Here is a 16428-nt window from a genome sequence, read left to right on the forward strand (position 1 = left end):
GCTACATGTTGCGCCGGTACTGCCCGCCTACCTCGAACAGCGCATGCGTGATCTGCCCGAGCGAGCAGACGCGCACCGCATCCATCAGCACGGCAAACACGTTCTGATCGTCAATCACCGCGCGCTGCAGGCGCTGCAGCATGGCGGGCGCTTCCCGGGCATGCCGCGCATGAAACGCTTCCAGGCGCGCGAGTTGGCTCTGCTTCTCTTCCTCGCTGGACCGTGCCAGTTCGATGTGCGGCGGCACCACGCTCTCGGCGTCGGGGTTGCGGAACGTATTCACACCGATGATCGGCAGCGAGCCATCGTGCTTGCGCTGCTCATACAGCATCGACTCTTCCTGGATCTTGCCGCGCTGGTAGCCGGTTTCCATCGCCCCCAGCACACCGCCGCGCTCGGCAATGCGTTCGAACTCCTGCAGCACGGCTTCTTCCACGAGGTCCGTCAGTTCCTCGATGATGAAGCTGCCCTGGTTCGGGTTCTCGCACTTGGCCAAGCCCCACTCGCGGTTGATGATGAGCTGGATGGCCAGCGCGCGCCGCACCGATTCGGCCGTCGGCGTGGTGATCGCCTCGTCGTAGGCATTCGTGTGCAGGCTGTTGCAGTTGTCGTAGATGGCGATCAGCGCCTGCAGCGTCGTGCGGATATCGTTGAAGGCAATCTCCTGCGCGTGCAATGATCGGCCCGACGTCTGCACGTGGTACTTCAGCTTCTGGCTGCGCTCGTTTGCGCCGTACTTGTCTCGCAGCGTCACCGCCCAGATGCGACGCGCGACGCGGCCGAGCACGCTGTATTCCGGGTCCATGCCGTTGGAGAAGAAGAACGACAGGTTCGGCGCAAAGTCATCGATGTGCATGCCGCGCGCGAGATACGCCTCCACATACGTGAAACCGTTGGCCAGCGTGAAGGCGAGTTGCGAGATCGGGTTCGCGCCCGCCTCGGCAATGTGGTAGCCCGAGATCGACACCGAGTAGAAATTGCGCACCTGGTGGTGCACGAAATATTCCTGGATATCGCCCATCACCTTGAGCGAAAACTCCGTCGAGAAGATGCAGGTGTTCTGCCCCTGGTCTTCCTTCAGGATGTCCGCCTGCACCGTGCCGCGCACGTTCTGCAGCACCCACGCGCGGATCTTTGCCTCTTCGTCCTGCGTCGGCTCTCGCCCATTGTCGGCGCGGAATTTGTCGAGATTCTGGTCGATGGCGGTGTTCATGAACATCGCCAGGATCGTCGGCGCGGGCCCGTTGATCGTCATGGACACCGACGTGGCGGGGCTGGTCAGGTCAAAACCGTCGTACAGCACTTCCATGTCGTCGAGCGTGGCGATCGACACACCGGAGTTGCCGACCTTGCCGTAGATGTCTGGGCGCACAGCTGGGTCTTCGCCGTAGAGCGTGACGGAGTCGAACGCGGTGGAGAGCCGCTTGGCCTCCATGCCTTCCGAGACGAGCTTGAAGCGACGGTTGGTGCGGAAGGCATCGCCCTCGCCCGCGAACATGCGCGTCGGGTCTTCGTTCTCGCGCTTGAAGGCGAACACGCCGGCGGTGTACGGAAAGCTGCCCGGCACGTTCTCGCGCATCAGCCAGCGCAGCACTTCACCGTCGTCTTCGTACGGCGGCAGCACGACCTTGCGGATGGTGGTGCCTGAGAGCGTGGTGTGCGTGAGCTGCGTGCGGATTTCCTTGTCGCGAATCTTGACGACGTATTCGTCGCCGGAATACGCGCGGCGCAGGTCCGGCCACATGGCGAGCAGCTTGCGCTCGGCGGCGCCGAGCTGTGCGTCGCGCTCGGCCGCCTGCTTGTCGAGCGCGGACAGCGTCTGCACCGTGGCGCCCGCTTGCTCCAGCATGCGGTGGCTGGCACGCAGTTGCTGGCGCTCGCGTGCGAGGCGGCTTTGCGCGTCGACGCGGCGGTGGTAGCCGCGCACGGTATCGGCCAGCTCCGCCAAATAGCGCACGCGCGCGGGCGGCACGATGGCGTCGTGGCTGGTGGAGCATTTGCCGGCCGGGCGCGGCAGCGTGCGTTCAGCCAGCGCCATGCCGCGCTCGGTCAGTCGATCGGCCAGCGCGTGATACAGCGCCGTCACGCCGTCGTCGTTGAAGTGCGAGGCCTGCGTGCCGAACACCGGCATGTCTTCGGGGCGGGCGTGCCATTGCTCGCGGTTGCGCTGCACCTGCTTGGCGACGTCGCGCCACGCGTCCTGCGCGCCCTTGCGGTCGAACTTGTTGATCGCCACCAGATCGGCAAAGTCGAGCATGTCGATCTTCTCCAGCTGGCTGGCGGCGCCAAATTCGGGCGTCATCACATACAGCGACAGATCGACATGCGGCACGATCGCCGCGTCGCCCTGCCCGATGCCGGAGGTCTCGACGATGACGAGATCGAACCCGCCGGCGCGGCAGGCGGCAATCACGTCGGGCAGCGCGTCGGAAATTTCGCGGCTCGCCTCGCGCGTGGCCAGCGAGCGCACAAAGATGTTCGGATGGTTGATCGCGTTCATGCGAATGCGGTCGCCCAGCAGGGCACCGCCCGACTTGCGCCGCGACGGATCGATCGAGATGACGGCGATGCGCAATGTGTCCTTCTGGTCGAGCCGGAAGCGGCGGATCAGCTCGTCGGTGAGCGACGACTTACCTGCGCCGCCGGTGCCCGTGATGCCGACCACCGGCGTCGGCGTGGCCGCCGCAGCCGCGCGTACGGCGTCGCGCAATGCCGGATCGATGCGGCCCGATTCCAGTGCCGTGATCAGCTGCGCCAGGGCGCGGCGGTCGCCGTTGGCGACGGGCTCCAGCGTGGCGGGCGCATAGACGGAAAGATCGATGTCGCAGCGCTGCACCATGTCGGCAATCATGCCGGCCAGGCCCATGCGCTGGCCGTCTTCGGGGCTGTAGATGCGCGCGACACCGTAGTCCTGCAGTTCACGGATCTCCGCCGGCACGATCACGCCGCCGCCGCCGCCGAACACCTGGATGTGCTCGCCGCCGCGGGCGCGCAGCGCGTCGATCATGTACTTGAAGTATTCGACGTGGCCGCCCTGGTAGCTGGACACCGCAATGCCCTGCACGTCTTCCTGCAACGCCGCGTTGACCACCTCGTCCACCGAGCGGTTGTGCCCGAGGTGGATCACCTCGCAGCCCATCGACTGCAGGATGCGCCGCATGATGTTGATCGACGCGTCATGCCCGTCGAATAACGATGCGGCCGTCACGAAGCGCACCTTGTTGCGCACCGGCGCGGCTGCGCTGGCAGGCGTGGGGTCGGCCGCGCGGGCAGCGGAAAGATCGGTCATGTCTCCACCTTCGATAAGTGGGGTGCCGGCGCTGGATGTGTTGTACGACGCACAAGGCGACGCGTGCCGGTCGGCGGGTCGAACAGACAGTATTTTCGGGGTTGGCGCGGTCGTCAACGGGCCGCACGGGCGAGGACCTTTCGAGCCTTCCGCTCAAATAGGCGCGCCGCCACCCGGGCCGGTTTGCGCAAATCGCGGACGACCGGAACGGTCCGATCTCGGTGCAACACCCAGCTTGCACACAATCGATACAACTCGTTAGAGTCGGTTTTTGGTCGGAAACGGGTCCGGCCATAGGGGGAACGTCCAATGCCAAGCCGCGCAACGACGATGCGCTGGTGTCTGATTGCCTTGCTGGCGTGGTCCGGCCACGCCCTGGCGTGGGACTACACGCCCGGCGCCATCCCCGGGCTGATCAGCGTGCTTGGCTTCCTGACGGTGCAATCGCAGGCGCTCGACCGCGCCATCCAGCGCTTTCCCGATCAGCGTGAAGAGCTGATCCGCGCCCGTACCCAGTTCGACAACACCTTTCCGCAGGCGCTGGCCCGCACACGCCGCCTGATCGCCGGCATTCCGCTCTCCGACGACGAGCGCCAACTGCTGATCGAACGCGCACTCGACGTCCACCAGCCCAGCGTGGGCATTTCCACGCAGACGCCGCAGACCGCTCGCTCGCTGGCCGAACGCGTGGTGGCGCGCGCGCAAGGCAGCCAGGACCGCGCCACGCTGCAAACGCTGCTGGCGGTGGTCTACGACGACCGGCCGGCCGAAGAGCTGAGCAGCCGCTTTACGCAAGCCGTGACGTTGTCTGACTGGCCGAACGCCCGCGGCGCGAGCGTCAACCTGCGGCTGCCGTTCTCGTGGGAACGCGTGCCGCCCACGCCGCCGCGCAAACCCGACCCGGCGCGCGTGGCGATCGGCGCGTGGGCCAACCAGGGCGGCTCGGGGCTCTCGCGCATGGAATTGATCGTGCGCCCTGCGGAAGGCGACCTAGAAGCCGTTCCCGACAACCGCGAACCGCGCTGGATGCGCGATGCCGTCAAGCAAGCAGTGGCGGGGCCCTGCCGGCTACTAGGCTGGGGCACGCAATCCTTCGGCGGGCGCAGCGGCGTGTGGGCCAGCTACATCGGCGAATCGCCCGGGCCGCATCTCCCGCGCGCCACCGGCAGCACGCTGGTCGGCCGCGTCTTCATGGTGCCGACCGACGGCGCACTGCTGATGCTGCACATGCAGTCCCCCGCCACGTCGCCCGAGCAGGCCAGCGCCGTGCGGCTGCGGTACGAGCCGCTGTGGAACGGCGTGGCGACATCGTTCAGCGTGTCAGGCGCCAAGCCGTAACGCCACCCACGCCGTACGCACCACGACGGCGCATCTCGCCCTCCATCCGCACCAATTCAAAGCAAATACGCACCGATTTCGGGCCGCTTTCGGCGAGCAGCGCGAAGGCGATGTCCTTCGCACGGCCCTGGTGCGCCATGTCACGTTTTTGCACACCGTTGGAACAACTTTTGCATCTGTCGGCGCTTTTTGCGTCATTTGTGGGCACACGCTGCACCCGGATGGCGCTGACCCTCAACCCGCACGACAACCGCAATGAACTCCATCAAAACCGGGGGCGACGCGCTCTTCATCCTGCTGGGCGCGATCATGGTGCTGGCCATGCATGCCGGCTTCGCGTTCCTTGAGCTGGGCACCGTCCGCAAGAAGAACCAGGTCAATGCACTCGTCAAGATCCTGGTCGACTTTGCCGTGTCGACCATCGCGTACTTCTTCATCGGCTATTCGATCGCGTACGGGGTCAATTTCTTTACCGGCGCCGATGTGCTCGCCCAGCAGAACGGCTACGAGCTGGTGAAATTCTTCTTCCTGCTGACCTTCGCGGCCGCCATCCCGGCCATCATCTCCGGCGGCATTGCAGAGCGTTCGCGTTTCGAGCCGCAACTAGCGGCGACCTTCGTGCTGGTGGGCTTTGTCTACCCGTTCTTCGAGGGCATCGCCTGGAACCAGCGCTTCGGCATCCAGCACTGGCTGCAGAGCGTGACAGGCGCGGAGTTCCACGACTTTGCCGGCTCGGTGGTCGTGCACGCGGTGGGCGGCTGGATCGCGCTGCCTGCGGTGCTGCTGCTGGGCGCGCGCCACGGCCGCTACAAGGACGACGGCCGCATCGCCGCGCATCCGCCGTCGAACATCCCGTTCCTGGCGGCCGGCGCCTGGGTGCTGGCGGTCGGCTGGTTCGGCTTCAACGTGATGAGCGCGCAGACGCTCGACAAGATGAGCGGCCTGGTCGCCATCAACTCGCTGATGGCGATGGTGGGCGGCACGCTCACCGCGTGGTGGATGGGCAAGAACGATCCGGGCTTTTCGTACAACGGGCCGCTGGCCGGCCTGGTGGCCGTGTGCGCCGGTTCCGACGTGATGCACCCGCTGGGCGCACTGGCCGTCGGCGGCATTGCAGGCGTGCTGTTTGTGTGGATGTTTACGCGCGTGCAGAACGTCTGGCGCATCGACGACGTGCTCGGCGTGTGGCCGCTGCACGGCCTGTGCGGCGCGTGGGGCGGCATCGCGGCCGGCATCTTCGGTTTGAAGGCGCTCGGCGGCCTGGGCGGCGTGTCGTTCTGGGCGCAGGTGGCGGGCACGGCCGGAGGCATCGCGATTGCGCTCATCGGCGGCACGGTGGTGTACGGCACGCTGCGCAAGCTCGTCGGGCTGCGGCTGGACCGCGAGGCCGAATTCATGGGCGCCGACCTGGCCATCCACCGCGTCTCGTCCACGCCGGAATCGGAAACGCACTGGTAAGCAGGCGCCGGCAGTCAGGGGAAGGCGCGCGCGGCGCTTGCTACAGTGAAAGCGTCTTCCCTCGCCAACTGCAGGAGTGCCGCATGCCCGATATCGATCCGAATCACCCGATCACCGTCGAGTCGAACCCGCGCCGCGTCACGGTGACGCTCAACGGCTTCACCATCGCCAGCACGCACTTGGCGCGCACGCTGCGCGAGGCGTCGTACCCGCCGGTGCAGTACATCCCGCGCGACGATGTGCAGATGAACCTGCTCGAGCGCACGCAGCATCACACCCATTGCCCGTACAAGGGCGATGCGTCGTACTACACGATCGTGGCCGGCGATGTGCGCGCCGACAACGCCGTCTGGACGTACGAACAGCCCAAGCCCGTCGCGCGCGAAGTGGCCGGCTATCTGGCGTTCTATCCGAACAAGGTGACGATCCAGGAGGAATGAGGGCGCAGCTGACATGCCGTCGTCATGCTGCTGTCATGCAAGCAGCGCACGATGCGCGTGTTCCTCTTCTCACGGAGCCTCTTTCCGTGAAAGTTCCGAGACCCGGCGCAGACGATCTGTGGCCGGGTATTTTTTTGGGCGGATGCCGGTGCTATTCTCGGCGGCACCATGCTGGACTTCCGCACTTACGGCCTCGCCGCGCCCCCGCACTCGCACGACTTCATGCAGGTCGTGATGCCCGCACGCGGCATCCTCGAGATGGACGTCGACGGCCGCGGCGGCCGTGTCGACACGCACCACGCCGCGCTCATCCCGGCGGGCGCCACGCATGCGTTTGAAGCCACCGGCGCCAACCGCTTCATCGTCTTCGACATCCCCGGCCAAACCGTGGACGCGCCCAGCCTGGGCGGCCTGGCCGACCGCGTGTTCTTTCCGCTCACGCCCGGCCTGCGCGCCCTGACGACCTGGCTGCAGGATGCGCCCATCGTGGACACGGTGCTGGCCACTGCGTGGTCGTCACTCGCGCTGGCAACACTGGCCGCGCATCCGGCCAATCAATCCACGCAGATCCGCGCACGCCCCGATGCGCGTGCGGAGCGCGCCTGGCACGCCATCGAGCACCGCTACGCGGAGCCGCTCACCGTCGATGCGCTAGCCGCAGAAGCGGGCGTCAGCGCGCGTCGCCTCGCCACGCTGTTCCGTGCCGCCTACGGCACCACGTTGCATGCGCGTCTGGCCCAGGTGCGGCTGCGGCATGCATTGACGCTGCTGGAAACCACCGCCCTGCCCATCGCCGAAGTTGCCGCACGCACCGGCTACTACGACCAAAGCGCCCTCACGCGCCACCTCAAGGCCGCGCACGGCATCACGCCCGCCGCGGTGCGCCGCTAACCCGGGCCCTTTCCGTTTTTGCCAAAGCGCAGCCGTCTTCGCCAAGACGCGCGGCACGCGCACGCGCAGAGTGCCGGTTCGATTGATCTTTTTCGGACAGGCGCTCCATGGCTGTTGGCGACACCTCCACTGCAACGCAGCTGCATCACGGTCAACACGACGCGCGGCGCGACCACCTCATGGGCATCGGCTACGGCGTCGCGGCCGGCGCGCTGTGGGGCGTCATCTTCGTCGCGCCGAAAATGCTGCCGCAGTTTTCGCCGCTGGCGCTGTCGGCCGCGCGGTACGTGCTGTACGGCGTGCTCTCGCTCGCGCTGGCGCTGCCGGTGTGGCGCACGCTGTGGCGCAAGACGACCCGGCGCGACTGGGCGGCGCTGCTGCTGCTATCGCTGCCGGGCAACATCCTGTACTACCTGTGCGTGGCAGGTGGCGTACAGCGCGCGGGCGTGGCGCCGGTGTCGCTCATCGTCGGGCTGCTGCCCGTGACGGTCACACTGGCCGGCGCGGCCGAACGCGGCAGCCTGCCGTTGCGTCAGCTGGCCCTGCCGTTGCTGATGGCCGTGGCCGGCGTGGTGTGCATTTACCTCGATGCGCCCGACGTGCATTCGGATGCCGGCGGCAGAACCTATTTCATCGGGCTGTTAATGGCAGCGGGCGCGCTGGCGTGCTGGACCGTGTATGCGGTGTGCAATGCGCGGTACCTGCGTGCGCGGCCGCAGTTCACGAGCCGGGAGTGGTCGCTGTTGACGGGCGTCGCGACCGGGGTGCTGTCACTGGCGCTGGCCGTGCCGGCGTTCTTGCTGCCCGGCATGGCAACGGCGTCTGCGCAGCCCTCATCGGCATGGGCGATGTTCTGGCTGGTGAATATGGGCGTGGCGCTGGGGGCGTCTGTGCTCGGGAACAGCCTGTGGAATGCGGCCAGCCGCAAGTTGCCGTTGACGCTGTCGGGGCAGTTGATCGTGTTTGAGACGGTGTTTGCGTTGGTGTATGGGTTCGTTTATGAGGGGCGGTTGCCGCATGGGTTGGAGGTGGCGGCGGGGGTTTTGTTGGTGAGTGGGGTGGGGTTGGCGGCGCGGAGGCATGGGTAGGTTTTTTTGGGGTTGTTTTTTGCCTTGGTGGTGCATCCCTTGTTTCATCCCCTGCCGGGGCTGACTCACTTTCTTTGGTCTTGCCCAAAGAAAGTAAGCAAAGAAATGCGCGCCCGAGATGGCGACCCATCCCTTGAATTTGCGTAACCGGGCGGAGGTGGGGAAAACTCGCTTCGCTCAGACAGTTCCCCACCTTTTTTCCGCCCGCTTACGAAAATTCAAGGCGCCATCAAGGGCAGGAAAGTCAAAGGCCAAACCCTCTATGCGCAGGCCCAAACGACAAGGCCAACCGCGCGATGGGTTGGCCTTTCTCTTTTGACGTTGAGCCCTTGATGGCGCCTTGGATTTTTGTTGCGGGGAGGAAAAAGAGGGGAGGCTGTCTGAGCGCAGCGAGTTTGCCTCCCCTCCCTCCCCGCGACACAAATCCAAGGGGAAGTCGCCATCTCGGGCGCGCCTTTCTTTTGCTTACTTTTCTTTGGCAAGACAAAGAAAAGTGAGTCGTGCCCGGCAGGGTACGAAAGGAAGGCGGACCACCAACCCAAAAACCAAAAACAAAAAAACCCCACCCCATTTGACGCCCCATTTTTTTCATGGATAACTGTCTCCCCTCACCCCAACAACACAGCGAGCCACCCCATGACCCTCCAAACCTGGCTGGCCTTCATCGGCGCCAGCATCATCATCCTGCTCATCCCCGGCCCGACCATCCTTTTGGTGATTGGTGATTCGCTGGCCAACCGTGGCCGCTCGGCGTGGAGCACCGTTGCCGGCGTGGCGGCAGGCGACACCACCGCCATGGCCGTGTCCCTTGCCGGTGCGGGCGCCCTGCTGGCCGCATCGGCCGCAGCCTTCACGGCGCTCAAGCTCATCGGCGGGTCGTACCTCGTCTATCTGGGCATCAAATCCATCATCAGCGCCCGCCGCCTGCGCGACGATGCGCCCCAGGCCAGCATCCCGGTGCAGCAGAAGTCGGCCGGCCGCCGCTTCCTGTCCGCCTGGACGGTCACCGCGCTGAACCCCAAGAGCATCGTCTTTTTCGTCGCGTTCGTGCCGCAGTTCATGTCGGCCGAGCAGACCTTCCTGTCGCAGAGCGTGATCCTGCTGCCGACCTTCGTCATCCTGGCCGCCGCCAACGCGTCGATGTACGCGCTGGCCGCCAAGCTGCTCGCCAAGCGGCTGACCAGCGTGGCCGCGCAGCGCCGCTTCGGCTACACGGGCGGTGCGGTGATGGTGGGCGCAGGCACGCTCACGCTCGGCATGCAGTCGGCCTGATCGCCGTTCACAAGGCCGCACCGAGGACACCCGATGCCCCGCAGTTACCTCCGCCCCTCGCCCGAAGGGGCCCACGGCCACCACCGCGTCACCAACATCGAGCTGTTCTTCGATCTGGTGTTCGTGTTTGCGGTGACGCAGCTCTCGCACCTGCTGATCGGCAACTTCACGCTCCAAGGCGGCGCGCAGGCGCTGCTGCTGATGCTGGCGGTGTGGTGGGTGTGGATCTTCACGTCGTGGGTGACGAACTGGCTCGACCCGGACAAGCTCGCCATCCGCATGCTGATGCTCGTGCTGATGACGGGCGGGCTGCTGCTCTCGGCATCGCTGCCGCAGGCGTTCGGCTCGCGCGGGCTGGCGTTTGCGCTCGCCTATGTGTTCATGCAGTTCGGGCGCACGGTGTTCTTCCTGTGGGCCGTGCGCGGCGAGGCGCTGCCCATGCGGCGCAACTTCCAGCGCATCGCCACGTGGCTCGGCATCTCTGCGGTGCTGTGGCTGGCGGGCGGGCTGTCGGACGGTTCCGTGCGCTGGGCCTGCTGGATCGTCGCGCTGGCCATCGAATGGGTCGGGCCGTCGATGGGCTTCTACACGCCGGGCCTCGGCCGCTCCACCACCAATGACTGGAACGTGGAAGGCGGCCACATGGCCGAGCGCTGCTCGCTGTTCATCATCATCGCGCTGGGCGAATCGGTGCTGGTCACGGGCTCCACGTTTGCCGGGCTCGACTGGACCGCAGAAAACATCGCGGCGATGGCGCTGTCGTTCATCGGCAGCCTGGCGATGTGGTGGCTGTACTTCGACACGATTGCCGAGCGCGGCGCGCACACCATGTCGCATTCGGCCGATCCTGGCCGGCTTGCACGGCTGGCCTACACCTACATCCACGTGGTGCTGGTGGCCGGCATCATCGTCGGGGCGGTGGCCGATGAGTTCGTGCTGGCGCATCCAGTGGGCCATGCCCATGAAGGGACGACGCTGGCGGTGCTGGGCAGCGCGGCGCTGTACCTGCTGGGCAACCTGCTGTTCAAGTGGGCGATCTTCGGCCGGCTGCGCCCGGCGCATGTGGTTGGCCTGGTGGTGCTGGGCGGCGCCTGGATGGTGGCGGGCGAACTGCCAGCGCTGGCAATATCCGCGCTGGCGACGGGTGTGCTGTGCGGCACAGCCGCCTGGGAATGGTACGCACGCTCCTGCGAAACAGTGGCCCCCGAAGAGGCGCACAACCCGTAAGTGGTCACCTGAAAATTCCAGTTTCTGGACATTACAAAAGGCCACTCGCGCACCTACTCTGTCCACCAACATGACAGAACACGAGGGCCCCGCCATGATCGACCTCTACTACTGCGCCACGCCCAACGGCCTGAAGATGGCGCTGTTCTTTGCCGAAACCGGCTTGCCGCACCGCGTCATCCCCGTCGATATCAGCCGGGGTGACCAGTTCAAGCCCGAGTTCCTGGCCATCTCGCCCAACAACAAGATCCCGGCCATGGTCGATCACGACCCGGCCGAGGGGGCCGAGCCCGTGGTGCTGTTCGAATCGGGCGCCATGCTGCTTTACCTGGCCGAGAAGACCGGCCAGCTGATGCCCGCCGACCTGCACGGCCGCATGGAAGTGCTCAAGTGGCTGTTCTGGCAGGTGGGCGGCCTCGGCCCGATGGCCGGGCAGATCGGCCACTTCAACGTGTACGCCCCCGAGCGCGTGCCCTACGCCATCGACCGCTACACCAAAGAGACCAACCGCCTGTACGGGGTGCTCGACCGCCGCCTGGCCGATCGCCCATACATTGCCGACAACGACTACACCATCGCCGACATCGCGGCCTATCCGTGGATCGTCCCGCACGCCGGGCATGGTCAGGACCTGAACGACTTCCCGCACCTGCAGCGCTGGTTCGAAGCCGTTGGCGCACGGCCGGCCACGCAGCGCGCCTATGCCGGGGTGGAACGCGCCTACTCGCGCCGCCGCGAAGACATCTCCGACGACGAGCGCAGCGTGCTGTTCGGTCAGACCGCCAGCACCGCCGCGCGCTGATTCTCGCGGAGCCTCCGCTCCGCCCTCTCTCCGTTTTCTTCTTCGTTTTCCTCTTCTGACAGGAGCCGACCATGCCGGCATCGCTGTGGTGGTTGTGCCTGGGCGCGTTCGCCATCGGCACTGAAGGTTTCATGATCGCCGGCCTGCTACCGGTGCTGGCCGCAGACCTGGGCGTGAGCGTGCCGGCGGCCGGGCAGCTCGTTACCGTGTTTGCCGTCACGTATGCCGTCGGCTCGCCGGTGATGGCGACGCTGCTCGGCAATGTCGACCGCCGACGCGTGCTGATCGGCGCGCTGGCCATCTTTGCGGCAGGCAACCTGCTGGCGGCCACCGCGCACGGCTTTGGGCAGTTGATGGCGGCGCGCGTGCTGCTGGCGCTGGCGGCCGGCGTGTTTCTGCCGACGGCCAATGCGGTGGCGACCTCGCTGGTGCCGGCTTCGCGCAGCGGCTCGGCGCTCGCCATCATCACGGGCGGCGGCACGGTGGCAGTGGCGCTCGGCGTGCCGCTGGGCGCGTGGATTGCGGCGCAGGGCGACTGGCGCTCGACGTTCATCGCATGCGGTGTGCTGTCGGCGCTGGCCACGGCGGGCCTGGCCTTCGGCCTGCCGCGTGCGCTGCCGCACAGCGTGACCACGCTGGCGCAGCGCCTCTCCGTGGCGCGCCGGCCCGGCATGCTGGGCGCGCTGGCGGTGTCCACGCTGTGGGCCGCAGGCGGCTTTACGTTCTACACCTACGTCGCCCCGTTCTTTGTGCAGGGGCTGGGGTTCGCGCCGCAGCACGTGGGCATCGTGCTGTTCCTGGTCGGCAGCTTTGCGGCGCTCGGCACGGGCCTGGGCGGCCACATGACCGACCGCGCCGGTGTGGCACGCGTGCTGGCGGTCAGCAGCGCGGGCATCGTGCTGGCGTTCTCCGTGCTGTCGCTGTCGGCGCAGGTGCTGCACGGCACGGTGGCCGGCGCGGTCGCCATCGGCGCGGTCGTGCTGTGGGGCATGGCCGGCTGGGGCTTCGGCCCGGCGCAGGCGACGCGCTTGATCCGCCTCGCGCCCGATGTGTCACCGATCACGCTGTCGCTGCATGCATCTGCGGTGTATGTGGGGATTGCGCTGGGGTCGAGCGTTGGCGCCCTGGCCCTGGCGCACGGCGGGCCGGGCATGCTGGGGTGGGCAGCCGCCGCGTGCCACGTGGTGGCGGTGGTGTTGTGGCGCAGGGGCGGCCGACATGAGGCGGCGCTGGCCGATGAACCTGCAGCCACGTCGGTCGCACACTGAACGCCGGAGCGCGGAAGGCGACGCGCCGGGTCCGGAGCCCGACGCACGGACGTCAAACCCTCGCGCTCCGAGCTTGGACTGCGGCGATCGAGCCTCAAACCCTCGCGCTCCGAGCTTGGACTGCGGCGATCGAGCCTCAAACCCTCGCGTTCCGAGCTTGGACTGCGGCGCTCGACCCTCAAACCCTCGTGCGCCACGCTTCAAGGTCGACATTTTCGACCTCAAACAGTCACGCTCCGGGCTTTGAGGTCGACGCTTGAGCCTCAGAGGCTCGGCGTCCGGCCTCCGACCCCTCGCGCTCGGCCCTCTGAGCCCGATTTTTTCGACCTCGAACGGTCATGTTCCGGGCGTTGAGCCTGGTGGACGAGCCTCGGACACTCACGCTCGACTGCCGGAGCCCCGCAATCGGGCCTCAGAGCCTCACGTGCCGCACTCAGACTGCCGCGGTGGGCGTGTCCCGCTCGCCGGTCGAGCGCCGCGCGCCTCGCCGATCCAGGTACGGCAGCGCAAACATGTAGAGCCCCGTGAACAGCAGCAGCGCCAGCGGCAGCAGCGGCGCGTAGGTGATCCACGCCGGCGGCTGCGCACCCTTGCCCAGCCCCAGGGCGACAAAGTTGGCGATGACCGTGAGCGTGAATGCCATCGACACCCAGCGGTGAAACTGGCGGATTGCGTGGCGGGCGCTCACTGGGCACCTCCGGCGGCCTGGATCATCTTCCAGCCGTTGCCGGCCGGGTCACGAAAGCCGGCGTCGACGCTGCCGAAGCGGTCGATCGGCTCCTGCGTGAACTCCACGCCGCGCTCGCGCAGTTGCGCATAGGCGGCGCGGCAATCGGCGACGGTCAGCACCAGCGGCGGCATCGCGCCCTTGGCCACCATGGCGCGCAAGGTCTGCGCGGTGGCTTCGTCGTGAATGGGCGGGCCCGGCTGGAACAGGCCGAGCTGAAACGACGGCTGCTCTGGATGCTGCACCGTCAGCCACCGATACGGGCCGTTGCGCACGTCGGTATGCACGCGAAACCCGAGCTTGTCGACATAGAACGCCAGCGCCGCGTCCTGATCATCCACATACAGCCCGACGACATTGATCCCTTGGCTCATCACCGCTCCTTGTTGTGGGTGGGTGACGGATTTGTACCCTCTGCCAACTGGCGGCGCTTCTCCGAAACTGCTGTGACGAGGTCGGGCCGCTGCGCAGCCTTCAGCACACAGGCGGGCACGCGGTCGAGTTGTTGCAGCGGTGCGGTGGCCTGTGCGTGACGGCGAAGCGCGCTCGGGCTCTGCCCGGTGATGTCGCGAAAGATGCGGCCGAAGGTGCCGAGGCTTTCCCAGCCCGTGGCATACGCGATTTCGATGATGGGCAGGTCGGTGTCGCGCAGCAGGGTGGTGGCCTGCTCGATGCGGCGCGTGAGCAGGTAGCGGTGCGGCGGAATGCCGAAGGCCTGCTTGAACGAACGCGCGAAATGCGCCGCCGACACGCCGCTCACCTCGGCCAGCCGCTTGACGGGCCATGCCTCGTGCGAGGCGGCGTCCATGCGGTCTTTGGCGCGCAGCAGGCGGCGCAGCAGCGCGGGGTCTTGCTGCGCGTCGGTGTGTGCCTGTGCCACCGCAGCCTGCCCTGGCGAGGTCAGCCCAGCTTGAACTCGCCGATGGCATGCGCGAGCTTGCGCACACCCTCTTCCACCTGCGCCAGCGACGAGGTGGCGTACGACAGACGCAGCGTCGAGCGATCCGGGTCGACCGGGTAGAACGCCGCGCCCGGCACGAACGCCACACCGCGCTCGATGGCCACCTTGGCCACGTCGCCGGCATTGCGGCCCGGCAAGGTGCACCACAGGAACATGCCGCCGCGCGGGCGGTTGAAGGTCAGTTCGGTGTCGGGCAGCAGGGCACGCAGGCCGTTGGCCATGGCGTGGGCGCGTTCGGCATAGGCCCCACGCGTGCGCGGCAGCACCGTGTCCAGGCGATTGCTGCGCAGGTACGCGGCGGCCGTGGCCTGCGCAAACGTGGAGGTGTGCGCATCGGCAAACTGCTTGACCATCACCGCGTTGCCCAGCACCGGCTGCGAGGCGATCATCCAGCCCACGCGCAGCCCAGGCGCCACCACCTTCGACAAGCTGCCGAGGTAGATCACGCGCCCCTGCGCGCCGTCGGTCTGCTGCGACAGCGCGTACAGGGACGGCGGCGGGGGCGCGTCGAAATACAGATCGCCGTACGGGTCGTCTTCCACGATCAGCAGGTTGTGGCGCACGGCCACGTCCAGCAGGCGCTTGCGACGCTCCAGGCTCATCAGCGCGCCGCTCGGGTTGCCGAAGTTGGGAATCACGTAGAGGAATTTGGGGCGCGCGGTCGAAAGCACCTTTTCCAGCGCGTCGACATCCAGGCCGTCGCCATCGGTCGGCACGCCGGCCACCTTGGCGCCGTACAGCTTGAACGCCTGAATGGCGGCGAGGAAGGTGGGCGCCTCGGTCAGCACCGTGTCGCCCTCGCCGATCAGCACCTTGCCCAGCAGATCCAGCCCTTGCTGCGAACCGGTGGTGACGAGGATGTCGGTGTTGGCGACGTTGGCGCCGCGCGACTTCATCAGCGTGACGATGGCCTCACGCAGCGGCTCGAAGCCCTCGGTGGCGCCGTATTGCAGCGCGCGGGCGGCGTCGGTGGCGAGTGCGCTGTCGGCGGCGGCCTTCAGGCCTTCCACGTCAAACAAGGCGGCGTCCGGAAAACCGCCGGCAAACGAGATCAGGCCCGGCTTGCCGAGCACCTTGAACAACTCACGGATGGCGGAGGTTTCAACGTTTTGCAGGCGGGGTGCCAGCAGCGATTGCAGGAATTCCATGGCGTGCGTGTCTCTGTAGTTCGAGTGCCCGCCACTTTACGTGATGTGCGCCGCGTGCGCATGCCAACCGGGCATCACAGCCGTGACTAAAATGCCGGCACCGCATAGGCGAAAAGGAGCCCCGCATGGCTGTCCGACGCATCGTCCCGAACCTGCATGCTGCCGATCCGGCACGTGCCCGCGCGTTCTATGCCGAACTGCTCGACCTGGAAGCGGTGATGGACCACGGCTGGATCATCACCTTTGCCGATACGGCCCACACGATGACGCCGCAAATCAGCATTGCCAGCGAAGGTGGAAACGGTACGCCGGTGCCGGCGCTGTCGGTAGAAGTGGACGATGTGGATGCGGTGCATGCGCGGGCCGTCTCGCTGGGCCTGGAAATCGTTTACCCGCTGGTCGATGAGCCGTGGGGCGTCCGCCGCTTTTACGTGCGCGATCCGTTCGGCAACGTGGTCAACATCCTGGCGCACCGCTAACCACGCTTCAAAAAAGAAAACGCCCGCATGCCAAAGGCGA

16 protein-coding genes are annotated in these 16428 nt (G+C 66.8%); 10 read left to right on the forward strand and 6 right to left on the reverse strand.

Annotated elements, in window-relative coordinates; genetic code table 11:
* Position 1 precedes the first annotated feature (1 nt).
* Positions 2 to 3289 carry a fused isobutyryl-CoA mutase/GTPase IcmF gene (gene icmF, locus R2676_RS24475; RefSeq protein ID WP_206273230.1) on the reverse strand — a complete coding sequence of 1096 codons (3288 nt, stop codon included), beginning with the start codon at positions 3287 to 3289 and terminating at the stop codon, positions 2 to 4.
* A 309-nt stretch (positions 3290 to 3598) separates the two neighbouring features.
* Here icmF and R2676_RS24480 point away from each other — a divergent pair, with 309 nt between their 5' ends.
* Positions 3599 to 4627, forward strand: a complete 1029-nt coding sequence (locus R2676_RS24480; protein ID WP_206273229.1) for a hypothetical protein — start codon at positions 3599 to 3601, stop codon at positions 4625 to 4627.
* On the opposite strand, the gene R2676_RS24485 is transcribed toward R2676_RS24480, so the two are convergent.
* Positions 4602 to 4766, reverse strand: coding sequence for a hypothetical protein (locus tag R2676_RS24485; protein ID WP_316857636.1), 165 nt, complete (start codon positions 4764 to 4766; stop codon positions 4602 to 4604). The genes R2676_RS24480 and R2676_RS24485 overlap by 26 nt on opposite strands.
* Positions 4767 to 4882: 116 nt before the next feature.
* Here R2676_RS24485 and R2676_RS24490 point away from each other — a divergent pair, with 116 nt between their 5' ends.
* The 8 genes from R2676_RS24490 to R2676_RS24525 all read left to right on the forward strand — a co-directional run bounded on the left by R2676_RS24490 (position 4883) and on the right by R2676_RS24525 (position 13073).
* Positions 4883 to 6085 carry an ammonium transporter gene (locus R2676_RS24490; RefSeq protein ID WP_027678482.1) on the forward strand — a complete coding sequence of 401 codons (1203 nt, stop codon included), beginning with the start codon at positions 4883 to 4885 and terminating at the stop codon, positions 6083 to 6085.
* Positions 6086 to 6168: 83 nt separating this feature from the next.
* Positions 6169 to 6525, forward strand: coding sequence for a DUF427 domain-containing protein (locus R2676_RS24495; protein WP_012760922.1), 357 nt, complete (start codon positions 6169 to 6171; stop codon positions 6523 to 6525).
* 168 nt (positions 6526 to 6693) lie between these two features.
* Positions 6694 to 7416: an AraC family transcriptional regulator gene (locus R2676_RS24500; RefSeq protein ID WP_206273227.1), complete on the forward strand. Its 723-nt coding sequence runs from the start codon at positions 6694 to 6696 to the stop codon at positions 7414 to 7416.
* A gap of 107 nt (positions 7417 to 7523) precedes the next feature.
* Positions 7524 to 8504 (forward strand): DMT family transporter, encoded by a 981-nt coding sequence (locus tag R2676_RS24505; RefSeq protein ID WP_206273226.1) that lies wholly within the window; start codon positions 7524 to 7526, stop codon positions 8502 to 8504.
* A gap of 636 nt (positions 8505 to 9140) precedes the next feature.
* Positions 9141 to 9776 (forward strand): LysE family translocator, encoded by a 636-nt coding sequence (locus R2676_RS24510; protein WP_206273225.1) that lies wholly within the window; start codon positions 9141 to 9143, stop codon positions 9774 to 9776.
* 33 nt (positions 9777 to 9809) lie between these two features.
* Positions 9810 to 11003, forward strand: coding sequence for a low temperature requirement protein A (locus tag R2676_RS24515; RefSeq protein ID WP_206273224.1), 1194 nt, complete (start codon positions 9810 to 9812; stop codon positions 11001 to 11003).
* A 94-nt stretch (positions 11004 to 11097) separates the two neighbouring features.
* Entirely contained in the window at positions 11098 to 11805 is a 708-nt protein-coding gene (locus R2676_RS24520) for a glutathione binding-like protein (protein ID WP_206273321.1), read from the forward strand.
* A gap of 71 nt (positions 11806 to 11876) precedes the next feature.
* Positions 11877 to 13073 carry an MFS transporter gene (locus tag R2676_RS24525; RefSeq protein ID WP_206273223.1) on the forward strand — a complete coding sequence of 399 codons (1197 nt, stop codon included), beginning with the start codon at positions 11877 to 11879 and terminating at the stop codon, positions 13071 to 13073.
* A gap of 433 nt (positions 13074 to 13506) precedes the next feature.
* Here the strand turns inward: R2676_RS24525 and R2676_RS24530 are convergent, their stop codons facing one another.
* The 4 genes from R2676_RS24530 to R2676_RS24545 are packed head-to-tail and all read right to left on the reverse strand — an operon-like array spanning position 13507 to position 15909.
* Complete coding sequence (locus R2676_RS24530; RefSeq protein ID WP_045785568.1) at positions 13507 to 13761, reverse strand: hypothetical protein; 255 nt, start codon at positions 13759 to 13761, stop codon at positions 13507 to 13509.
* On the reverse strand, positions 13758 to 14174 hold the full coding sequence (locus tag R2676_RS24535) for a VOC family protein (RefSeq protein ID WP_004633594.1): 417 nt from the start codon (positions 14172 to 14174) through the stop codon (positions 13758 to 13760). The genes R2676_RS24530 and R2676_RS24535 overlap by 4 nt, the downstream gene beginning before the upstream one ends.
* Positions 14174 to 14680, reverse strand: a complete 507-nt coding sequence (locus R2676_RS24540; RefSeq protein ID WP_206273222.1) for a helix-turn-helix domain-containing protein — start codon at positions 14678 to 14680, stop codon at positions 14174 to 14176. The genes R2676_RS24535 and R2676_RS24540 overlap by 1 nt, the downstream gene beginning before the upstream one ends.
* Positions 14681 to 14700: 20 nt before the next feature.
* Positions 14701 to 15909 (reverse strand): aminotransferase-like domain-containing protein, encoded by a 1209-nt coding sequence (locus R2676_RS24545; RefSeq protein WP_206273221.1) that lies wholly within the window; start codon positions 15907 to 15909, stop codon positions 14701 to 14703.
* A 125-nt stretch (positions 15910 to 16034) separates the two neighbouring features.
* On the opposite strand from R2676_RS24545, the gene R2676_RS24550 reads away from it, so the two are divergent.
* Positions 16035 to 16388 (forward strand): glyoxalase superfamily protein, encoded by a 354-nt coding sequence (locus R2676_RS24550; protein WP_206273220.1) that lies wholly within the window; start codon positions 16035 to 16037, stop codon positions 16386 to 16388.
* The last annotated feature ends 40 nt before the right edge of the window (positions 16389 to 16428 follow it).

This window comes from Ralstonia flatus (genome assembly GCF_958439105.1).
GTDB lineage: Bacteria > Pseudomonadota > Gammaproteobacteria > Burkholderiales > Burkholderiaceae > Ralstonia > Ralstonia flatus.

Bases quoted from the DNA above. Each gene is read 5' to 3' on its own strand.
- R2676_RS24535 (WP_004633594.1), bottom strand. From the start codon at position 14,174: ATGAGCCAAGGGATCAATGTCGTCGGGCTGTATGTGGATGATCAGGAC.
- R2676_RS24545 (WP_206273221.1), bottom strand. From the start codon at position 15,909: ATGGAATTCCTGCAATCGCTGCTGGCACCCCGCCTGCAAAACGTTGAA.
- R2676_RS24500 (WP_206273227.1), top strand. From the start codon at position 6,694: ATGCTGGACTTCCGCACTTACGGCCTCGCCGCGCCCCCGCACTCGCAC.
- R2676_RS24480 (WP_206273229.1), top strand. From the start codon at position 3,599: ATGCCAAGCCGCGCAACGACGATGCGCTGGTGTCTGATTGCCTTGCTG.
- R2676_RS24490 (WP_027678482.1), top strand. From the start codon at position 4,883: ATGAACTCCATCAAAACCGGGGGCGACGCGCTCTTCATCCTGCTGGGC.
- R2676_RS24520 (WP_206273321.1), top strand. From the start codon at position 11,098: ATGATCGACCTCTACTACTGCGCCACGCCCAACGGCCTGAAGATGGCG.
- R2676_RS24485 (WP_316857636.1), bottom strand. From the start codon at position 4,766: ATGGCGCACCAGGGCCGTGCGAAGGACATCGCCTTCGCGCTGCTCGCC.
- R2676_RS24515 (WP_206273224.1), top strand. From the start codon at position 9,810: ATGCCCCGCAGTTACCTCCGCCCCTCGCCCGAAGGGGCCCACGGCCAC.
- R2676_RS24505 (WP_206273226.1), top strand. From the start codon at position 7,524: ATGGCTGTTGGCGACACCTCCACTGCAACGCAGCTGCATCACGGTCAA.
- R2676_RS24525 (WP_206273223.1), top strand. From the start codon at position 11,877: ATGCCGGCATCGCTGTGGTGGTTGTGCCTGGGCGCGTTCGCCATCGGC.
- R2676_RS24510 (WP_206273225.1), top strand. From the start codon at position 9,141: ATGACCCTCCAAACCTGGCTGGCCTTCATCGGCGCCAGCATCATCATC.
- R2676_RS24495 (WP_012760922.1), top strand. From the start codon at position 6,169: ATGCCCGATATCGATCCGAATCACCCGATCACCGTCGAGTCGAACCCG.
- R2676_RS24550 (WP_206273220.1), top strand. From the start codon at position 16,035: ATGGCTGTCCGACGCATCGTCCCGAACCTGCATGCTGCCGATCCGGCA.
- icmF (WP_206273230.1), bottom strand. From the start codon at position 3,289: ATGACCGATCTTTCCGCTGCCCGCGCGGCCGACCCCACGCCTGCCAGC.